At 70.0% G+C, this 19,430-nt stretch carries 16 protein-coding genes; 4 read left to right on the top strand and 12 right to left on the bottom strand.

The window, feature by feature from the left end:
- Position 1: 1 nt before the first annotated feature.
- From ACFV7R_RS14140 to ACFV7R_RS14120, 5 genes are all read right to left on the bottom strand, one after another.
- Positions 2-2,332: an ABC transporter permease gene (locus ACFV7R_RS14140; protein ID WP_385263435.1), complete on the bottom strand. Its 2,331-nt coding sequence runs from the start codon at positions 2,330-2,332 to the stop codon at positions 2-4.
- Positions 2,329-3,018: an ABC transporter ATP-binding protein gene (locus ACFV7R_RS14135; RefSeq protein ID WP_385263434.1), complete on the bottom strand. Its 690-nt coding sequence runs from the start codon at positions 3,016-3,018 to the stop codon at positions 2,329-2,331. Before ACFV7R_RS14135 ends, ACFV7R_RS14140 begins: the two co-directional genes overlap by 4 nt.
- Positions 3,015-3,539: a PadR family transcriptional regulator gene (locus ACFV7R_RS14130; protein ID WP_385263432.1), complete on the bottom strand. Its 525-nt coding sequence runs from the start codon at positions 3,537-3,539 to the stop codon at positions 3,015-3,017. The genes ACFV7R_RS14135 and ACFV7R_RS14130 overlap by 4 nt, the downstream gene beginning before the upstream one ends.
- Before the next feature lie 147 nt (positions 3,540-3,686).
- Entirely contained in the window at positions 3,687-3,944 is a 258-nt protein-coding gene (locus ACFV7R_RS14125; RefSeq protein ID WP_240797735.1) for a hypothetical protein, read from the bottom strand.
- On the bottom strand, positions 3,941-4,870 hold the full coding sequence (locus ACFV7R_RS14120; protein WP_385263431.1) for an SPFH domain-containing protein: 930 nt from the start codon (positions 4,868-4,870) through the stop codon (positions 3,941-3,943). Before ACFV7R_RS14120 ends, ACFV7R_RS14125 begins: the two co-directional genes overlap by 4 nt.
- A gap of 252 nt (positions 4,871-5,122) precedes the next feature.
- On the opposite strand from ACFV7R_RS14120, the gene ACFV7R_RS14115 reads away from it, so the two are divergent.
- Positions 5,123-7,420 carry a transglycosylase domain-containing protein gene (locus ACFV7R_RS14115; RefSeq protein WP_385263429.1) on the top strand — a complete coding sequence of 766 codons (2,298 nt, stop codon included), beginning with the start codon at positions 5,123-5,125 and terminating at the stop codon, positions 7,418-7,420.
- A gap of 50 nt (positions 7,421-7,470) precedes the next feature.
- On the opposite strand, the gene ACFV7R_RS14110 is transcribed toward ACFV7R_RS14115, so the two are convergent.
- The 5 genes from ACFV7R_RS14110 to ACFV7R_RS14090 all read right to left on the bottom strand — a co-directional run bounded on the left by ACFV7R_RS14110 (position 7,471) and on the right by ACFV7R_RS14090 (position 15,398).
- Positions 7,471-8,934: a catalase gene (locus tag ACFV7R_RS14110; protein ID WP_385263428.1), complete on the bottom strand. Its 1,464-nt coding sequence runs from the start codon at positions 8,932-8,934 to the stop codon at positions 7,471-7,473.
- A 134-nt stretch (positions 8,935-9,068) separates the two neighbouring features.
- A complete protein-coding gene (locus tag ACFV7R_RS14105; RefSeq protein ID WP_385263426.1) occupies positions 9,069-11,138 on the bottom strand; it encodes a SpoIIE family protein phosphatase in 2,070 nt (689 codons plus the stop codon).
- 329 nt (positions 11,139-11,467) lie between these two features.
- The gene (locus ACFV7R_RS14100) at positions 11,468-12,160 is read right to left on the bottom strand and encodes a DUF402 domain-containing protein (protein ID WP_385263424.1); all 693 of its coding nucleotides are present in this window, start codon (positions 12,158-12,160) and stop codon (positions 11,468-11,470) included.
- A gap of 82 nt (positions 12,161-12,242) precedes the next feature.
- Complete coding sequence (locus tag ACFV7R_RS14095) at positions 12,243-13,628, bottom strand: class II fumarate hydratase (protein WP_385263423.1); 1,386 nt, start codon at positions 13,626-13,628, stop codon at positions 12,243-12,245.
- 102 nt (positions 13,629-13,730) lie between these two features.
- A complete protein-coding gene (locus ACFV7R_RS14090; RefSeq protein ID WP_385263421.1) occupies positions 13,731-15,398 on the bottom strand; it encodes a fumarate hydratase in 1,668 nt (555 codons plus the stop codon).
- Positions 15,399-15,552: 154 nt separating this feature from the next.
- Between ACFV7R_RS14090 and ACFV7R_RS14085 the strand changes: the two genes are divergently transcribed.
- The gene (locus ACFV7R_RS14085) at positions 15,553-16,251 is read left to right on the top strand and encodes a DUF1707 domain-containing protein (RefSeq protein ID WP_385263420.1); all 699 of its coding nucleotides are present in this window, start codon (positions 15,553-15,555) and stop codon (positions 16,249-16,251) included.
- Positions 16,252-16,377: 126 nt separating this feature from the next.
- Positions 16,378-16,755 (top strand): WhiB family transcriptional regulator, encoded by a 378-nt coding sequence (locus tag ACFV7R_RS14080; RefSeq protein ID WP_129801260.1) that lies wholly within the window; start codon positions 16,378-16,380, stop codon positions 16,753-16,755.
- A 156-nt stretch (positions 16,756-16,911) separates the two neighbouring features.
- Here the strand turns inward: ACFV7R_RS14080 and glpX are convergent, their stop codons facing one another.
- Complete coding sequence (gene glpX / locus ACFV7R_RS14075; RefSeq protein ID WP_385263418.1) at positions 16,912-17,943, bottom strand: class II fructose-bisphosphatase; 1,032 nt, start codon at positions 17,941-17,943, stop codon at positions 16,912-16,914.
- 126 nt (positions 17,944-18,069) lie between these two features.
- Between glpX and ACFV7R_RS14070 the strand changes: the two genes are divergently transcribed.
- Entirely contained in the window at positions 18,070-18,603 is a 534-nt protein-coding gene (locus tag ACFV7R_RS14070; RefSeq protein ID WP_385263416.1) for a DUF4245 domain-containing protein, read from the top strand.
- 113 nt (positions 18,604-18,716) lie between these two features.
- Here ACFV7R_RS14070 and ACFV7R_RS14065 read toward each other — a convergent pair whose 3' ends face one another.
- Positions 18,717-19,307, bottom strand: a complete 591-nt coding sequence (locus ACFV7R_RS14065) for a malonic semialdehyde reductase (protein WP_385263414.1) — start codon at positions 19,305-19,307, stop codon at positions 18,717-18,719.
- Between the last annotated feature and the right edge of the window lie 123 nt (positions 19,308-19,430).

Below are 19,430 nucleotides of genomic sequence, written 5' to 3'. Positions count from 1 at the left end.
GTCACTCGGTGCGCAGGCCCTCCGGGCGCATCAGCCGCAGCAGCGGCGGCAGGCTGAGCAGCGTCACCAGCAGGACCACGCCCGCGCCGATGCCGGTCATCGCCAGCACGCTCGCCCAGTCGACGCTCACCGGGGTGGCCGTCATCTTCAGCAGCACCGCGCCCAGGGTGAGGCCCACCACGGAGGCCAGGGTCAGGCCGAGCACGATCGGGATCGCCGTCTGCCACAGCACCGACAGGCTCAGCGTGCGGCGCCGGGTGCCGAAGGCGACCAGCGCGGACAGCAGCTTCCTGCGCTCGCGGAGCTGTTCCAGCTGGGAGACGAGCAGACTGGCGCCGATGAGGGCCAGGACGCAGGTGGCGCCGACGAGCAGGCCGGTACGGATGCTCTCGTAGCGGTCGGAGCGCTCGCTGGACACCCACACCATGGGCTCGGAGAGCGGGTCGACGGCCGCCGCCGTGTTGCGTACCAGGTCGCGTACGTCCGGCACGGACTCGTCGAGGCGGAGATAGACCTGGCCGGTCAGGCTCTCCAGGGCCGCCGCGGGCAGCGCCTTCGGGGTGACGAGGAGGCCGCCGCGCTCGTTCCCGGTCATGTCCGGGGCCGCCCTCGCCCGCTTCACGGCCGGCAGGGTCCAGGCGGTCTCCGCGCCCTTCGGGCTGCCCTCGTACGTGGGGTCGAAGTACACCGTCCGGCCGGGCTTGGCCATGGTGCCGGTGTCGGTGTCGTATTCCGCGTCCGACACGGCGAACACGTCACCGTCACGGCAGGACGGCAGCTTCGCCACCTCCCGCAGCGAGGCGCAGTCGCCCACGGTCACCATGGTGCTGAGCTCGGGATCCGAGCGCCGCTCGCCCAGATAGCCCTCCGAGTACGCGTACACCCTGCGCACCCCCTCGGTCCGCCGGAACTCCTCCGCGGCCTCGGTGAGCGGCATGCCCTCCGGTACGGACACCTGCATCTGGATCCGCGAGACGTCCTGGTCGGACTCGACGGTGAAGTCGTCCTCCACACCGGCGAACAGCATCTGCAGCGCGATCGCGCCGGCCACCGCCACCGCGATGCCGTTGACCGTGCGGGCCGCCGTACCGCTGCTCAACTGGAGCCTGCGGACGGCCAGTTGCCAGGACACCGAGCCGGCGCCGAGCCGGGCCACGACCGCCTCGACGATCCACGGCAGCAGCGCGGTGACGCCGATGAGCAGCAGCAGCACGCCGCCGACGACCAGGTACTGGTTGAAGTCGCCGCCGTCGCTGCCCTGGCCGATCATCGGGGCCAGCATCGCGAGGCCGGCCAGCGGCAGCAGCAGCCGCCACCACAGCCGGCGGCGGCGCTGCTTCGCCGTGCGGACCACACCGAGCGGCTCGATCACCACACCGCGCAGGGCGAACAGGGTGACCAGGACGGCCGCCGCCGGGACCGCGAGAGCGACCAGTGCGGCAAGGACGGGAGAGGGGTTGAGGTAGCTGGGGAACACGCTGACCTCGAACACCTCGGCGGAACCCGCGATCTCCCGGCCGATCAGGAAGAAACCGGTACCGAAGACCAGGCCCAGCACGGACCCGGCGAGTGCCTCGCCCGCCGCGACCCGGCGGGTCATATGACGGTCGGAGCCCACCAGCCGCAGCGCCGCGAGCCGCCGGTCGCGCCCTTCCCCGCCGAACCGTACGGCCGCGGCGACGAAGACACCCACCGGCATCAGCAGCACCACGAAGACGACCAGGATCAGCAGGAGCAGAACGGGGTCCCAGGGCTCGGACGTGCCCGGGATCTCCTCCCCGAACCGTTCGATGCGCACGACCCGCCCGCCGTCGAGCTTCGACGCGAGCCCCTCGCCGCCCCGGTAGAAGGCGAGTTCGTGAGAGCCGACCAGACCGGGTTCGGCGATGGTGCCGACGATCCGGTCGGGCAGCCGCTCGCGCAGCAGCGCCCCCTCCGCCGACGTCAGCAGGTCCTTCAGCGCGGGGGACACGACCATCTCGCCCGTCGCCGGGAACTCCGCCACGCCCGGCGGCAGCGGAGCCTTCGCACCCTCCGGCTCCAGTTCGCGGCCGCGGATGTCGTCGTCGCGGTACGTCGTGCCGACGTTGGCGACGAGCAGGGTGGCGTCCGTCTTCGGCGGCGTCGTGTCGCTGAACGTGAAGTCGGTGCGCGCCTGTTCGCGCTGGTCCCGGGCGGTCAGCGCGCTCGGCAGCGCGGTGGTGAGCAGCAGCAGCGCCACGCCGAGCCCGACGCCGACCGCCGTGAGCACCGCCCGCACCCAGCCGCCCCGGCCGGTGAACGCGAACCCGACGCCCATGGCCAGATCCCTGGACCACTGGCGGAGCCTCATACGACGCGCTCCATGTCCCGGGACTTCCCGTCCCGTACGACGATCTCGCGGTCGGAGTAGGCGGCGACCCGCGCCTCGTGCGTGACCAGGACGACGGCCGCGTTGGTGGAGCGGGCCGCATCCGTCAGCAGCTCCATCACGCGCTCGCCGTTGAGGGAGTCCAGCGCGCCGGTCGGCTCGTCGGCGAACAGCACCCGCGGACTGGTGACCAGCGCCCGCGCCACGGCGACCCGCTGCCCCTGGCCGCCGGAGACCTCACCGGGCCGTTTCCTGCCTATGCCGTCGACCTCCAGGCGCTCCATCCAGGACAGCGCCGTACGCTCGGCGGCCTTGCGGGACGTGCCGTTCAGCCGCAGCGGCAGGGCCACGTTCTCGACGCAGGTGAGCTCGGGCACGAGCTGGCCGAACTGGAAGACGAACCCGAACTCCGAGCGCCTCAGCGCGCTGCGCTCGGCGTCGCTCATCGTGGCCATCTCCCGGCCGTCGTAGCGGATCGAGCCCTCGTCGGGCGTGACGATCCCGGCGAGGCAGTGCAGCAGCGTCGACTTGCCGGAGCCGGAGGGGCCCATCACGGCGACGACCTCGCCGGGGTGGATGGAGAACTCGGCGCCGTCGAGCGCGGTCGTGGGACCGTACGTCTTGCGCAGCCCTTCGGCCACGAGCAGGGAACCGGAAGGAGCGGTCACTTGGCCATCGCCTCCGCGAGCTTGTCGAGGCGCGCGGCGGTCAGTTCCAGCCAGCGCAGGTCGGCCTCGAGGTGGAACAGGGCGTGGTCGCAGATCAGTTGGTCGGCGAGGTCGCCCTTGCGCTTGCGGTCGGTGAGGATCCGCATCATCCGCAGGTGCTCGGAGCGCTGGGTGTCGAGGATCTCGGCGGCGTCGCGCCGGGTGAGCAGTGCGAGGACGACCTTGGTGTACAGGGTCGACTGAAGGTACGGCTCGGGCTTCTCCGGCGTCGCGAGCCACCGTTCGACGTCGGTGATCCCGGCGTCGGTGATGGCGTACCGCTTTCGCTCCGGCCCGCCGCCCGGTTCGATTCCGTCGACTTCGACGAGCCCGTGCTTCAGCAGGCGGGACATCGTCGAGTAGACCTGGCCGTAATGCAGCGGCCGGTCCTGACCGAACTTCTCGTCGAAGGCCCGCTTGAGGTCGTAGCCGTGGCGGGGGCCCGACTCCAGGAGCCCTAGGAGGGTGTGACCGATGGACATGTCAAGGACTCTACACGGGGTGTATACGTCGCATGTATACGTCGGGTGTGCAGATCATGGCGGGGTGTACGGCCGTGCAGGTCGGAGCTTGTTGTCACGGTTCTGCTACAGCCGACCGGCCCGTCCGGCGCGTGAGGGCGAGGCCGTTCAGGTCGACGGAGGTCTGGGGGCGGAGCCCCCGGGCGGACGACCCCGGCGGGGCATCGGACCGGTGTCGCCCGGCAGCCGGCCTGCCTCCGCGAGGGCGCGCCGCAACAGGAACTCGATCTGCGCATTGGCCGACCGCAGCTCGTCGGACGCCCACCGCGCGAGCGCCTCGTACACCGACGGGTCCAGCCGCAGCAGCACCTGCTTGCGCTGCTGCGGCCGACGCTGAGGGGCTGAACCCCCGGAGGGAGCCGTCACTGGTAGAGCGTCCCGGTGTTGAGGACCGGCTGCGCGGAACGGTCCCCGCACAGCACCACCATCAGGTTGGACACCATCGCCGCCTTCCGCTCGGAGTCCAGCTCCACGATGTCCTGCTCGGTGATCCGGGCGAGCGCCGCCTCGACCATGCCGACCGCCCCGTCCACGATCTGCCGCCGGGCCGCGACGACCGCCCCGGCCTGCTGCCGTTGGAGCATCGCCGAGGCGATCTCGGGGGCGTAGGCGAGGTGGGTGAAGCGGGACTCGATGATCTGCACGCCGGCCGCCTCCACGCGCGCGTGCAGCTCGACGGCGAGCTTCTCGGTGATCTCCTCGGCGTTGCCGCGCAGCGAGAGGCCGTCCTCGTCATGGGCGTCGTACGGGTACTCGATGGCGATGTGCCGGACCGCCGCCTCGGTCTGCGTGGAGACGAACTCGATGTAGTCGTCCACCTCGAAGGTGGCCTGCGCGGTGTCCTCGACCTTCCACACCACGACCGCGGCGAGCTCGATCGGGTTGCCGTACGCGTCGTTGACCTTCAGGACCGCGGTCTCGTGGTTGCGGACGCGGGTGGAGATCTTCGTGCGGGAGGTGAGCGGGTTCACCCAGCGCAGGCCGTCCTGCCGGATCGTGCCCCGGTAGCGCCCGAAGAGCTGGACGACCCGGGCCTCGCCCGGCGCGACCATGTTCAGCCCGCACATGGCGACGAAGGCGGAGATGCCGACGAGGACGCCGACGATGATCAGCGTGGCCTTCGCGCCGGCCCCCGAGACCGCCGAGGCGGACACGGCCATACCGATGCCGGCCAGCAGCCCGATGAGGCCCAGGAGCAGGGCGAGTCCGCCGCCGATGCTGTGCGCGGTGAACTCGCGGACCCGCGGTTCGGGCATCTCGGGGACGTCGGGTGCGGAGTCGTGCGTGGTCATGGATGGTTCCCCCGTTCTCGGTGGAGCTGTTTCCTGTCTAGCTCAGTTCTAGCTAAGTGATATCACTTTACCCCGCCACGGCAACCTCAACCCCCACTCGAACGTCGGTTCTGTTGGGGTGGGTGCTGATTGTCACGCCCGTAAAAGACCGAATCAGTCGGACTTGGTCATAGAAAGCGGTGTTAGCTTTCTGAGCCGACTTGCACCGGGCACCGGAGTGACAGCCGACAACGAAGCGGAGCAGACGGACTCATGGGACGAGCGGAAGAGAGACGAGCGCGACAGCGCGGTGGGCACCGCGCGGCACCGAAGCGCCGCCGTTCGTCGCAGGCAGCGAGTGCGGGCACAACCGGGAAGAGCGGCATACGCCGGCTGTTCACCTGGAAGAAGGTCCTCGGCACGTTCCTCGGCCTCTGCCTGCTCGGCATCGGCGGCTTCATCGTGCTGTACCTGGTGATCGACATCCCCAAGGGGAACGCGCTCGCGCAGGAGCAGAGCAACGTCTACAAGTACAGCGACGGCACGACCCTCACCCGCGACGGCGAGGTCAACCGCGAGGTCGTCGACCTCGCCCAGGTCCCCAAGGAGGTCCAGCGGACCTTCGTCGCCGCCGAGAACAAGACCTTCTACAACGACTCCGGCGTCGACCTCAGGGGAACGGCCCGAGGCCTGCTCAACACCCTCTCCGGCAAGGGCAAGCAGGGCGGCTCGACGATCACCCAGCAGTACGTCAAGAACTACTACCTCACCCAGGACCAGACGGTCACCCGCAAGCTCAAGGAGCTGGTGATCTCCCTGAAGGTGGACCGCGAGAAGTCCAAGGACGACATCCTCGCGGGCTACATCAACACCAGCTACTACGGCCGTGGCGCCTACGGCATCCAGGCCGCCGCCCAGGCCTACTACCACGTCGACGCGAGCGACCTCTCCCTCGAGCAGGGGGCGTACCTAGCCGCGCTGCTCCAGGCACCGAACTCGTACGACTGGGCGATCGCCTCCGAGACGGGCAAGCAACTGGTCGAGGAGCGCTGGAACTACGTCCTGGACAACATGGTCGAGCAGGGCTGGCTGGATTCCGCCGAGCGCCAGGGCATGAAGTTCCCGGTGCCGAAGGAGCCCAAGGCCGCGCCCGGCATGGAGGGCCAGAACGGCTACATCGTGAAGGCGGCCAACCAGGAACTGGCCAGGCAACTGGTCGCCCAGGGCTCGGCGTCCGACCTGGAGGAAGCCCTGACGAAGATCGACCGGGGCGGCTGGACCATCACGGTCAACATCGACAAGAAGAAGCAGACCCAGCTCGAGAAGGCGGCCAAGGAGCAGCTCACCAGCAAGCTCGACCCGGACGAACGGGAGGTCGACGCGGACGTCCAGGCCGGCGCCGCCTCCGTCGACCCGAAGACCGGCAAGGTCCTCGCGATGTACGGCGGCGTCGACTACGTCAAGCACTTCACGAACAACGCCACGCGCACCGACTACCAGCCCGCCTCCACCTTCAAGCCGCTGATCCTGGCCGCGGCGGTCGACGAGGGCGCCGAGACCCAGGACGGCACCCCGATCACCGCCGACACGATCTACGACGGCGACAGCAAGCGCCCGGTCGTGGACGACGGTGAGAAGGTCGGCTTCGCGCCGCCGAACGAGGACGACGTCGACTACGACGACGTCACCGTGCAGACGGCGATGAACGAGTCCATCAACTCCGTCTTCGCGCAGATGGGCGTCGACGTCGGCATGGACAAGGTCATGGAGGTCGCCGAGAAGCTCGGCATGGACGCCAAGGACCTCCAGCCGGTGCCGGCCCAGACCCTGGGCACCATGGGCGCGAGCCCGCTGGAGATGGCCGGCGTCTACGCCACCCTCGACAACCACGGCAAGAAGGTCACCCCGTCGATCGTGGCCTCGGCCAAGCACAAGGACACCGCCGTCGAGATGCCCGACCCGATCGGCGAGCAGGTCATCAGCCCCGAGGCCGCCGACACGGTCACCTCGGTGCTCACCGGCGTGGTCGACGACGGTACGGCCCGGCGCTCCGTGCGCGACAACCCGGCCCGCGACGGCCAGCAGGTCGCCGGCAAGACCGGTACGTCCGACGAGAACAGGTCGGCCTGGTTCACCGGCTACACCCCCGAACTGGTCACCTCGGTCGGCGTCTTCGGTGAGGACGCCAAGACGTACGCGCAGTCCTCGCTCTACGGCGCGGGCGGCGAGGAACGCGTCAACGGCGGTGGCTTCCCCGCCATGATCTGGGCGCAGTACACCTTCGGCGCGATGGGCGAGGTCACCCGATTCGACCTGGACACCGACCAGGGCGCGGCCGTCCAGCCGACCCGCACCCCGAGCCGGACGCCCACCCAGACCCCCACGCAGGAGCCGACGACCCAGGCCCCGACGTCCGAAGCGCCGACCGAGACGCCGACGCAGACGCCGACCCAGACCCCCACCGAGACACCGACGCAGACCCCGACCCAGACCCCGACGCAGACGCCGACGACGAGGCCGCCGGACGGGGACATCACGCTGGATCCGGTGGAGCCGGGCGAGGAGGAGTGAACGAGGGGCGCCCGGCGTTTCGCCGGGCGCCCCTCTTCGTGGCCGGGGGATCAGGCGCCGTTGACGTTGTGGGCGATCCGGTCCCCGATCTCCTTGTCGATGTTCCGCCAGTACTGCAGGGCCCGGTCGACCACCGGCCGGGTCACCCCGTTCTTCAGGTGGCCGCTGACGTTGGACACGAGCCGGTCCCGGGCCGCGTCGTCCAGCACATGCCGCACCATCGTGCCGGGCTGCCCGAAGTCGTCGTCCTCCGAGTGCAGCTTGTACGCCTCGCGCACCATCTCACCGGCGGTCTGCCACCCGGCGACGTCGCCGAACCGGTCGACCGCCGCGGCCGGCCCGCCGTACGAGTTCGGCGCGTACGGCGCACCGGTGTTCGCGGGCTCGTAGCGCATCGGTCCGTCCTTGGCGTAGGAGTTCACCTGCGAGCGAGGCCGGTTGGGCGGCAGCTGGGCGTAGTTGGGGCCGATCCGGTAGCGGTGCGTGTCCGGGTACGAGAACAGCCGGCCGAGCAGCATCTTGTCCGGCGACGGCCCGACGCCCGGCACCATGTTGGACGGCTCGAACGCGGCCTGCTCGATATGGACGAAGTAGTCCTCCGGGTTCTGGTTCAGGGTCATCCGGCCGACCTCGATCAGGGGGTAGTCGCCGTGCGGCCACACCTTGGTCAGGTCGAACGGGTTGAACCGGTAGTCCGGGGCGTCCTCGAACGGCATCACCTGTACGTGCATGGTCCAGGACGGGTGGTCGCCCCGCTCGATGGCCTGGAAGAGATCCCGGCGGTGGCAGTCGGCGTCCTCGCCGGCCATGCGGTCCGCGTCCTCCTGGGTGAGGAAGTCGATGCCCTGGTCGGTCTTGATGTGGTACTTGACCCAGAACTTCTCGCCGCCGCGGTTGACCCACATGTAGGTGTGGGAGGAGTACCCGTTCATGTTGCGGTACGTCTTCGGGACACCCCGGTCACCCATCAGCCACGTCACCATGTGTGCGGACTCGGGGGAGAGGGTCCAGAAGTCCCACTGCATGTTGTTGTCGCGCAGCCCGTTGTCCGGCCGGCGCTTCTGGGAGCGGATGAAGTCCTGGAACTTCTGCGGGTCACGGACGAAGAAGACCGGCGTGTTGTTGCCGACGAGGTCGTAGTTGCCGTACTCCGTGTAGAACTTCAGGGCGAAGCCACGGGGGTCACGCCAGGTGTCGGGGGAACCGAGTTCGCCGGCGACGGTGGAGAAACGCGCCAGCATCTCCGTGCGCTTCCCCGGCTGGAAAAGGTCGGCCTTGGTGAACTGGCTGACGTCGTTGGTTACTTCGAAGACTCCGTATGCGCCGCTGCCCTTGGCGTGCACCACCCGCTCCGGGACCCGCTCCCGGTTGAACTGGGCCATCTTCTCGATGAGGTAGTGGTCCTGGAGCAGAATCGGGCCGTTGGAGCCCACGGTCAGCGAGTGTTCGTCGCTCTCGACCGGGATGCCGTGGTTGTTGGTGGTGTACGGAACCTGCTGGGGTGCCTGCGTCACGAGGGGCCCTCCCATCGTGCGTGAGGGGTCGGTCAGGTCGCTTCGCTCACCCCAGCAGTCAACTCCGCCGACAGGAAGTCGGCAACTTTTGGACGGGGTCTAATTCCGGCCCGATTCCGGGTGTGTCCGATGGGTCACCCTTGGTTGAGTTCGAACCAGACCACCTTCCCGGTGCTGAGCCGTGTCGCCCCCCATCGCCGGGCCAGCCGGTTCACCAGGAACAGCCCGCGTCCGCCCTCGTCGGTGTGGCGTGCCTGCCGCAGCCGGGGCAGCTGCGGCACATCGTCGCCGACCTCGCAGCGCAGCACGTCGGTGCGCAGCAACCGCAGCGTGACCGGCCGTGACGCATAGCGCACAGCGTTGGTGACGACCTCGCTGACCAGCAGCTCCACCGGGTCGGTGAGCTCCTCCAGATCCCAGCGGGCGAGTGCGCTGCGGGCCAGCCGCCGGGCCTTGCCTGGGGCCATCTCCTCCGGCTCCAGGGACCAGTACGCCACATCGCTCGGCGCGATCCCGTCGAAGCGGGCGGCGAGCAGCGCGATGTCGTCGTCCCGGTCGCCGGGGCCGAGCATGTCCAGCACCTCTTCGCACAGGGCCTCGAGGGGCGGCGGATGGTCGGGGCCGGTGAGCTGCGCGGTCGCGGCGAGCTTCTCGCGCAGTTGCTCTATGCCGGTCCACACGTCGCGCAGGCGGGATTCGACCAGTCCGTCGGTGTAGAGGAGCAGGGTCGCTCCGGCCGGGGCGTCCAGCTCCACGGCCTCGAAGTCGACACCGCCGACACCGATCGGGGCGCCCGCCGGCACCCGCAGCACCTCGGCCCTGCCGCCCAGGTGCAGCAGGACCGGCGGAGGATGGCCGGCGTTGGCGATGGTGATGCGGTGCGTGACCGGGTCGTAGACGGCGTACAGACAGGTCGCCATGCGGTCGGTGCCGAGCCGCTGGGCCTGCTCGTCGAGGTGGTGCAGCACCTCCTGCGGCGGCAGGTCGAGGCCGGCCAGCGTCTGCGCGGTGGTGCGCAGCTGGCCCATGATCGCGGCGGACGTCATGGAGTGGCCCATCACGTCACCGACGACGAGGGCGACCCGGCTGCCGGGCAGCGGGATGGCGTCGTACCAGTCGCCGCCGACCCGCGCGGTCTCGGCGGCCGGCAGGTAGCGCGAGGCCAGCCGCACGCCGGTCGGCTGCGGCAGGGTCTCGGGGAGCATGGTGCGCTGCAGCTCGTCGGCGATGTACGCCTCCCGCCCGTACAGCACGGCCTTGTCGATGCCGAGCGCGCTGTGCGTGGCCAGCTGGGCGGCCACCAGCAGATCGTCGGCCTCGAACGGGATCCGCTCCGGGCGGCGCAGGAAGACCGCGGCGCCGATGACCCGGCGACGGCCGCGCAGCGGGGCGAGGATGGCCCGCTGGCCGCCCGGGATCACCGACTCGCCGCCCGCTCCGAGGAGTTCGGGCAGCGCGGCACGGGCGGCGGGCGCGTCGGCGAACACCGGCCGCACCCCGCGCAGCACCTCGGAGAGCGCGCCGCCGGGGAGCACCTCGCACAGTTCGGCGGTCAGCGCCGACAGCTCCGACGGCTCCGGCTGGGGCACGGGCTGGAACCCGCCCTCGGTGTCCCGCTCCTCCGGAATGCGGTCGGTGCGGCGCAGCCGCAGCACGACCGGGCCCGTGGGCCGCTCGTCACCGACCGGCAGCGGGTCGCGCAGATAGACGAGGATCGCGTCGGAGAAGGTCGGCACGGTCGCCCGGCACAGCCCCATCACGATCTCGTCGAGGTCGATACCGCGGGCGATCCGCCGGGTCGCGGCGCCCACGAACCGCAGCCGGTCCCCGTCCCGCCGCATCGGCGTGGGCCGGCCGGGCGGCGTCACCTGCCCGGTGCGCCGCTCCTTGCCGCCGGGGCCGGAACGCTCCGGCTCGAGACCGGGCTGCGCCGGGATGGCCTCCGGCGTGGGGCGCGGGCGGTGGGTGTCGGTCTCGGCGGCGGCCGGCTGGGAGTGCTCGGGGCCGGCGCCGTCGCTCGGCGTCACCGACGTGCCCGAGGGCGTCTCGCCGGTGCTGCGGGCCTGCGGGGGTAAGGCGGTGGCACCGGCGTGCGGTGCGGGCGCCTGGGGACGCAGGAACGCCCCGCGAGGGTCCGCGGGGTCGACGCCCGGCTGGGGGCGCTCGAAGGAGGTCGGCTGCTCCGTCACGCGTGTCGCATCCATCCGTCCGGGGCGTGCAGTTCGTCCCGCAGGAATCCCGATACCCGGAATACGTGCCCCAGGAACGGATTTCCCGCGTGGTCAGAGGTTGTTCCTGTGCCGCCGGCGGACCGATCGTGGCCCGCACGGGTGGTGCCCTGGTACCCCTCGCTCACGTCCTGCCGCCCCTCGGTGACATGTGGTCAAGCACAGTGCGAACTCCGGGAGTTGTCGCCGCGTTCCCGCCCGCCACCCGGCCACCACCCCTCAACGACGGTGCTGCGCACCGACCATGCTTTTTGCGGTTGCGGAGGACGATCCTACGTTTCTTGCCCCGGGGCGCATCAAGGGTCTCATGAGGACACATGCACGGGCGTACGATCCCAGTCGTCCGGCAACGGGGGGACGGACCAGGACGGATCGGGGCGCCAGTGCTCCCAGCCGTCCGAGAACGGCGGCCCCCAGGCGCGGATCACCTCCACCGCGGACCGCCCCGCCGCCCTGACCCGCGCGGCCGACCGGGCGTCCATCAGCCCGTCCTGCTGGGCCTGCGCGAACTCGTCCTCGTCCCGCCAGTGCCAACTGCCGTCGGAGTGCACGGAGATGTCGAGAAAGTGATCCTCGGAGTCCACCCCGCCGTCCCAACGCACCAACGGCTCCTCGAGATTGACGTACCAGTTCTTGAACCGCCAGCCCGGCTCCCAGAACAGCCACACCGACCAGGGCTCACCCGGCCGCGCCAGCTTCAGCACACCCGTACCGAACCACCGGTCGCGCTGCACCGTCCGCGGCTTGGTGTAGCGCGACTGAAGCGGCTCCTGCTGCACCGGCGTACCGTCCGCGAGCACCGGCCTGACGCACTCCGTGCCGGGCGCCATCCAGACGGCGAGCAGCTCGGCATCGTCCCGTACGACGGTGACGGGGCGCGCTATGTGGAAGCGGTCGCCGCCGTTCTCCCGGTACCGCCACAGGATCCGGCTCCCGGGCGCCCAGAAGGCCGCTGCTCCGCCCGCTTCCACGCGTCTCACCGCTCCGTCGTCCGCCATGCACAGATATTAGGTGTCACTGACATACGACGCTGCGGCGCGCGTCACGGTTCACGCGCCGGTCACGTGCCGGAACACCTCGTTACGGATGCGTCATCCGCAGGACGTCCAGGGCCTCGTCCAGCTGTTCGACGGTGAGGTCGCCGCGCTCCACGTAGCCGCTCTCCAGAACGACCTGGCGGATCGTCTTCCGCTCGGCCAGCGCCTTCTTGGCGACCTTCGCGGCCTGCTCGTACCCGATGTACTTGTTGAGCGGGGTGACCACGGACGGTGACGACTCGGCGTACTCCCGGGCCCGCTCCCGGTCGGCGGTGATGCCGTCGACGGTGCGGTCGGCGAGCAGGCGGGTGGCGGTGGACAGCAGCCGGATGGACTCAAGGATGTTCTTCGCGATCACCGGCAGCATGACGTTCAGCTCGAAGTTGCCGGCCGCACCCGCCCAGGCGACGGTGGCGTCGTTCCCGGTGACCTGGGCGGCGACCATCAGGACGGCCTCGGGGACGACCGGGTTGACCTTGCCCGGCATGATCGACGAGCCGGGCTGGAGGTCGGGCAGCGCGATCTCGGCGAGCCCGGTGCGCGGCCCGGAGGACATCCACCGCAGATCGTTGGCGATCTTCGTCAGCCCCACGGCGATGGTCCGCAGCTGGCCGCTGGTCTCCACGATCCCGTCCCGGGCGCCCTGCGCCTCGAAGTGGTCGCGGGCCTCGGTGAGCGGCAGCCCGGTGGCGCGGGCCACCTCCTCGATGACGGCGGCGGAGAAACCGGGCGGCGTGTTGATGCCGGTGCCGACGGCGGTGCCGCCGAGGGGGAGCTCGGCGAGGCGGGGGAGGGAGGCGTTGAGCCGCTCGATGCCGTAGCGGATCTGCGCGGCGTAACCGCCGAACTCCTGGCCGAGGGTCACCGGCGTGGCGTCCATCAGATGCGTCCGCCCCGACTTCACGACGTCGGCGAACTCCTGCGACTTGCGGGTGAGGGAGGCGGCGAGGTGGTCGAGGGCGGGGACGAGGTCGCGGGTGACGGCGGCGGTGGCGGCGATGTGGATGGAGGAGGGGAAGACGTCGTTGGACGACTGCGAGGCGTTGACGTGGTCGTTGGGGTGGACGTCCCGGCCGAGCCGCTCGGTCGCGAGGGTGGCGATGACCTCGTTGGTGTTCATGTTGGACGAGGTGCCGGAACCTGTCTGGAACACGTCGATGGGGAAGTGCTCGTCCCACCGCCCCTCGGCGACCTCGGCGGCCGCCTCCTGGATCGCGTCGGCGATGTCCTTGTCGAGCACCCCGAGTTGGGCGTTGACCTTGGCGGCGGCGCCCTTGATCCGCGCCAGGGCCTCGATGTGGGCCCGCTCGATCCGCTGCCCGGAGATCGGAAAGTTCTCGACGGCCCGCTGGGTCTGCGCCCGCCACTTGGCGTCGACGGGGACCCGGACCTCGCCCATGGAGTCGTGCTCGATGCGGTATTCGCTCATACCCGGTACAGCGACCGGGAGGGTGCGGATGTTCCGTTCCTGCGGCATCAGCCCCCGACCGGAGCACGGCGGGGACAGTGACCCCGCCGCACCCCCTGGCACTTACGCCAGCCCGGGCCCCCGTACCGGAATCGACGTGAACGTCGGCTGAGGCGCCGGATCCTGGAAGAAGTCGTTGCCCTTGTCGTCCACGACGATGAACGCCGGGAAGTCCTCGACCTCGATCTTCCAGACCGCCTCCATGCCGAGTTCCTCGTACTCGACGACCTCGACCTTCTTGATGCAGTCCTGGGCGAGCCGGGCGGCCGGGCCGCCGATGGAGCCGAGGTAGAAGCCGCCGTGCGATCCGCACGCGTCGGTGACCTGCTTGCTGCGGTTGCCCTTGGCGAGCATCACCTTGGAGCCGCCCGCCGCCTGGAACTGCTCGACGTAGGAGTCCATGCGCCCGGCGGTCGTGGGCCCGAAGGAGCCGGACGCGTAACCCTCGGGGGTCTTCGCGGGGCCCGCGTAGTACACCGGGTGGTCCTTCAGGTACTGCGGCATCTCCTCGCCCGCGTCCAGCCGTTCCTTGATCTTGGCGTGGGCGATGTCGCGGGCCACGACCAGGGGGCCGGTGAGGGAGAGGCGGGTCTTGACCGGGTACCTGGTCAGCTCGGCGAGAATGTCGTCCATCGGCTGGTTGAGGTCGATGCGTACGACGTCACCGTCCTGCTCCAGGTGCTCGTCCGTCGTCTCCGGCAGGAAGCGCGCCGGGTCCGTCTCCAGCTGCTCCAGGAAGACGCCCTCGGCGGTGATCTTCGCGACCGCCTGGCGGTCGGCCGAGCAGGAGACCGCGATCGCGACCGGGCAGGACGCGCCGTGCCGCGGCAGCCGGACCACACGCACGTCGTGGCAGAAGTACTTGCCGCCGAACTGCGCACCGATACCGATCTTCTGCGTCAGCTCGAAGACCTTCTCCTCCAGCTCCTTGTCCCGGAAGCCGTGGCCGAGCGGCGATCCCTCGGCGGGGATCTCGTCCAGGTAGTGCGCGGAGGCGTACTTCGCGGTCTTCAGCGCGTACTCCGCGCTCGTACCGCCGACGACGATCGCCAGGTGGTACGGCGGGCAGGCGGCCGTACCCAGCGAACGGATCTTCTCCTCCAGGAACTTCATCATGGAGGCCTCGTTCAGGACGGCCTTCGTCTCCTGGTAGAGGAAGGACTTGTTGGCGGAGCCGCCGCCCTTGGCCATGAACAGGAACTTGTAGGCGCCGCCGTCGGTGGCGTACAGCTCGATCTGCGCCGGGAGGTTGGAGCCGGTGTTCTTCTCCTCCCACATGGTGAGCGGAGCCATCTGCGAGTAGCGGAGGTTCAGCTTCGTGTACGCGTCGTAGATGCCGCGGCTCAGCGCCTCCTCGTCGCCGCCCTCGGTCAGGACGTGCTGGCCGCGCTTGCCCATGACGATCGCGGTGCCGGTGTCCTGGCACATGGGGAGCACGCCGGCCGCCGCGATGTTCGCGTTCTTCAGCAGGTCCAGGGCGACGAACTTGTCGTTCGCGCTCGCCTCCGGGTCGTCGATGATGCGGCGCAGCTGCGCGAGGTGGGCCGGGCGCAGGTAGTGCTGGATGTCGTGGATGGCCTCCTCGGCCAGCTTGCGCAGCGCCTCCGGCTCGACCTTGAGGAACGTCCGCCCGTCGGCCTCGAAGGTGGAGACACCCTCGGAGGTCACCAGCCGGTACGGGGTGGTGTCCTCTCCCATGGGGAGCAGATCGGTGTACGCGAACTCAGGCATGCGCCCATTCCTCACTCGACAGACAGCGCGGCTGGCCTCCATTGGCAGCGTCCACCAGCGTAGGACCTGGCACTGACGGCGAGCTTGTGAGGTAAGGCTCAGTTCGATGCCCCCAGGGGTGTCGCGATCTATCGTGTTTGGGTACGCTGCTCCCGTGGACCTTCAGAAGCAGACCGCTCCTGCGGCCGCCTCCGCGCCCGCCCCCTCCGAGCTTCGCGCGTCCGACGCCGACCGCGACCGCGTGGCCGACATCCTGCGCGACGCCCTCGCCGAGGGGCGCCTCACCGCCGAGGAGCACGCCGAGCGGGTGGAGGACGTCTTCCGCGCCAAGACGGTGGGCGAACTCGAGCCTCTCGTACGGGACCTGCCGGGCGCGCATCAACACCGCACACCTCCGGCCTACGCCGCCGCCCCGGGCCGCCCCACGGCCGGTGCGATACCCGCCGACCCGGACGAGAACGTGATCGCGGTGTTCAGCAGCGCCGTCCGCAAGGGCCGCTGGCGGGCGGGCCGCCGTATCCACGCGTACTCGATCTTCGGCAGCGTCGAGATCGATCTGAGCGAGGCGATCTTCGAGTATCAGCAGGTCGTGATCAAGGCGTTCTCGCTCTTCGGGAACGTCGAGGTCCGCGTCCCGGAGAACGTCTCGCTGCGCGGCACCGGCGGCGGCGTCCTCGGCAACTTCGAGGTGGACACGCTGGACGCGCCGGACGCCGAGGCACCGGTGGTCTTCGTGGACGGCTGGGCCGTTCTGGGCAACATCGAGGCGCGGCCCAAGCGCGGCAAGCTCGTCGCGGACATTCTCGACCGGGTGCAGCGCAAGGTCGACAAGAGTGTGCGCAAGCACCTCTAGTGTTCCCGGCGCCGCACAAGAACGCACGAACTCCAGCGGTTGGGGACTCCCTGCATAGGCGTGCGTACAGCGGGTAGACCTTGCTGCATCGTCTCTCGCTCGCGAAGCCGTCGTCAGGAGTAGACCGTGCTGCAACCGCCGCATTCGTCCCTGCAGGTAGCTGCCGTTCCGGCCCAGCGGGTGCCAGCGCGAGACAGGGACCAAGACGCACCCTGGCACACGGAGGCCGTGTGCCGGCGCGACGAGGCCGGCCTGTTCTTCGCACCCTCCAAGGAACCCACCGCCGCGCGGCTGTCCCGCGAGGAGGCGGCGAAGCGGGTCTGCGCCCGCTGCCCGGTGATGGTCGAATGCCGCGAACACGCCCTGCTCCAGCCCGAGCCGTACGGAGTCTGGGGCGGTCTCACCGCCGCCGAACGCCGAGTGGTCCTGGCGAGGCGTCGCCGCCGCGAACTGGAACTGAAGAAGGCAGCCCGCACGACGAACCACATAGCGGCAGCGGGCTAGCCGGTACTTATGGCAAGGGGCGCCCTCTCCGCACCAGAGGGCGCCCCCTTATGACGCCGGGGAGCATGCCGACTCAGGGGCGCGGGGAACTGCGCGACCAGCCAAGGACAGCCCGCAGTCGCCCACGGTCCAAGCTTCCCCGCGCCACCGGCGGAGCTACTTCGCCCGGTCGAAGTCGATCGCGCTGTAAGCCCGCAGCTTGCTCAGCCGGTGCTCGGAGTCGATCCGCCGCACCGTACCCGACCGCGACCGCATCACGATCGAGTCGGTCGTGGCGGTCTCGGACCGGTACCGAACCCCCCGCAGCAGCTCACCATCGGTGATGCCGGTCGCGACGAAGAACACGTTCTCCCCGGTGACCAGATCCTCCGTGGTCAGCACGCGATCCAGATCGTGCCCCGCGTCAACTGCCCGCTGCCGCTCCTCGTCGTCCTTCGGCCACAGCTTGCCCTGGATGGTGCCCCCCAGGCACTTCACGGCGCAGGCCGAGATGATGCCCTCGGGCGTACCGCCGATCCCCAGCAGCAGGTCGACCCCCGTGCCCTCGCGCAGCGCCAGGATCGAGCCGGCGACATCGCCGTCGGAGATCAGCTTGATGCGCGCGCCGGTCTCCCGGATCTCGTTGATGATGCCCTCGTGCCGCGGCCGGTCGAGGATGACGACGGTGACGTCCTCGGGCTGGCGGGCCTTCGCCTTGGCGACCCGGCGGATGTTCACGGACACGGGTGCGTCGATGTCGACGAAGTCGGCCGCCTCGGGCCCGGTGACCAGCTTGTCCATGTAGAAGACGGCGGACGGGTCGAACATCGATCCGCGCTCGGCGGCGGCCAGCACCGCGATCGCGTTCGGCATGCCCTTCGCGGTCAGGGTCGTGCCGTCGATCGGGTCGACGGCGATGTCGCACTCGGGTCCGGTGCCGTCCCCGACACGTTCCCCGTTGAAGAGCATCGGCGCCTCGTCCTTCTCGCCCTCCCCGATGACGACGACGCCGTTCATGGAGACGGTGGACACGAGGGTGCGCATGGCGCGTACCGCGGCACCGTCGGCTCCGTTCTTGTCACCGCGGCCCACCCAGCGGCCGGCGGCCATCGCCGCGGCTTCGGTCACGCGGACCAGTTCCAGCGCGAGGTTGCGGTCGGGGGCCTCGGAGGGGACATCGAGTTCGGACGGCAGATGATGCTCGGTCATCGGAACGCACCTTTCTGATACGACGACGGCCGGATGAGGGTTTCGCTGATGACTCTATCGTCAGACGACAGAATGAGCAGATACCCCCACGGATGAGCAGCGTGAGCACCTGCGACGATAGGACGCGTGGCAGGTACGAACGGCAAGCAGAAAACGGTCCGGGACATGGTGCTCTCCCTGGGCCTGATCGTGCTGGCGGCATGGGTCATCTACCTCTTCATCCCGCACGACGACAAGGAACCCGACCTCCCGAGGGTCGACTACCGGGTCGAGCTGCTCACGGCACGCCGTGCTGCCGCGTATCCGGTGGCCGCGCCGGAGGGCCTGTCGCAGAGCTGGAAGCCGACGTCCGTCCGCTTCGACGGCACCGAGCACGATGTCTGGCACCTGGGCTTCCACGCCCCCGACGGGGAGTACGTGGCGGTGAAGCAGTCGACCGAGAAGCGCATCCCGTTCATCGAGGACGCGAGTCAGGGCGCGCAGGAGACCGACGTCACCGAGGAGATCGGCGGCCGTACGTGGGTGCGGTACACCGGCGGGCGGTACGACGCGCTGGTGCTGGCCGAGGACGAGGACGCCAAGGGTGCGACGACGGTGGTCGCCGGCACGGGATCGTTCGAGCAGCTGGCGGAGGTGGCCGGGGCGCTGAAGACGTCCTGACCCCCCACCGCACGTGACCGCCCGCGGCATGTGACCCCCACGGCACTGCCCCCCCATGACATGCGAAGGCCCCCGGCACGGCAGCCGGGGGCCTTCGCTGTGGTGCACGCGTCTCAGACGGTGGTGACGACCTGCTCGTAGGCCAGGCGCGGCGAGCGCGGGAACCAGGCGTCCGGGCCCGGCTTGCCGATGTTGACGACCATCAGCGGGGTGTGGTCGTCGTCCAGGAACTCCTTGCGCAGCCCCTCGGCGTCGAAGCCGTTCATGGGGCCGGCGGCCAGCCCGGCGGCGCGGACGCCGATGATGAAGTACGCGGCCTGGAGGGCGGTGTTCAGCACGGCGGAGTTCTCGCGCACCGGGCGCTCCGAGAAGAAGAGGTCCTTCGCCTGCGGGAAGTGCGGGAAGAGCTCCGGCAGCTCCTGGTGGAACTCGTTGTCCGCGGAGAGGATCGCGGCCAGCGGGGCGGCGGCCGTCTTGGCCTGGTTGCCCTCGGCCAGGTGCTGGACCAGGCGCTCACGGGCCTCGGGGGAGCGGACCAGGGTGACGCGCAGCGGGGACTGGTTGAAGGCGGTCGGGCCGTACTTGACCAGGTCGTAGATCGCCTGCACCTGCTCGTCGGTGACGGGCTCGTCGGTGAAGGTGTTCGCGGTGCGGGCCTCGCGGAACAGCAGGTCCTGGGCGGCGGGGTCAAGAACGAGAGACATGGTGAACCTTCTGGGTGCATGAGTCGGATCCGGCGGGCCGGATCGGCTGACAGGCATGACCGTACGCGAAGTGAAGTTCAACGTTCAACCAAAAGCGGGGTGTGGTGATCCGCTTCACAGTCC

It is taken from the genome of Streptomyces sp. NPDC059866, from assembly GCF_042731325.1.
GTDB lineage: Bacteria > Actinomycetota > Actinomycetes > Streptomycetales > Streptomycetaceae > Streptomyces > Streptomyces flavusporus.
Note: the sequence above shows the minus strand (reverse complement) of the source record. Positions and strands in the feature narration are given on the sequence as shown.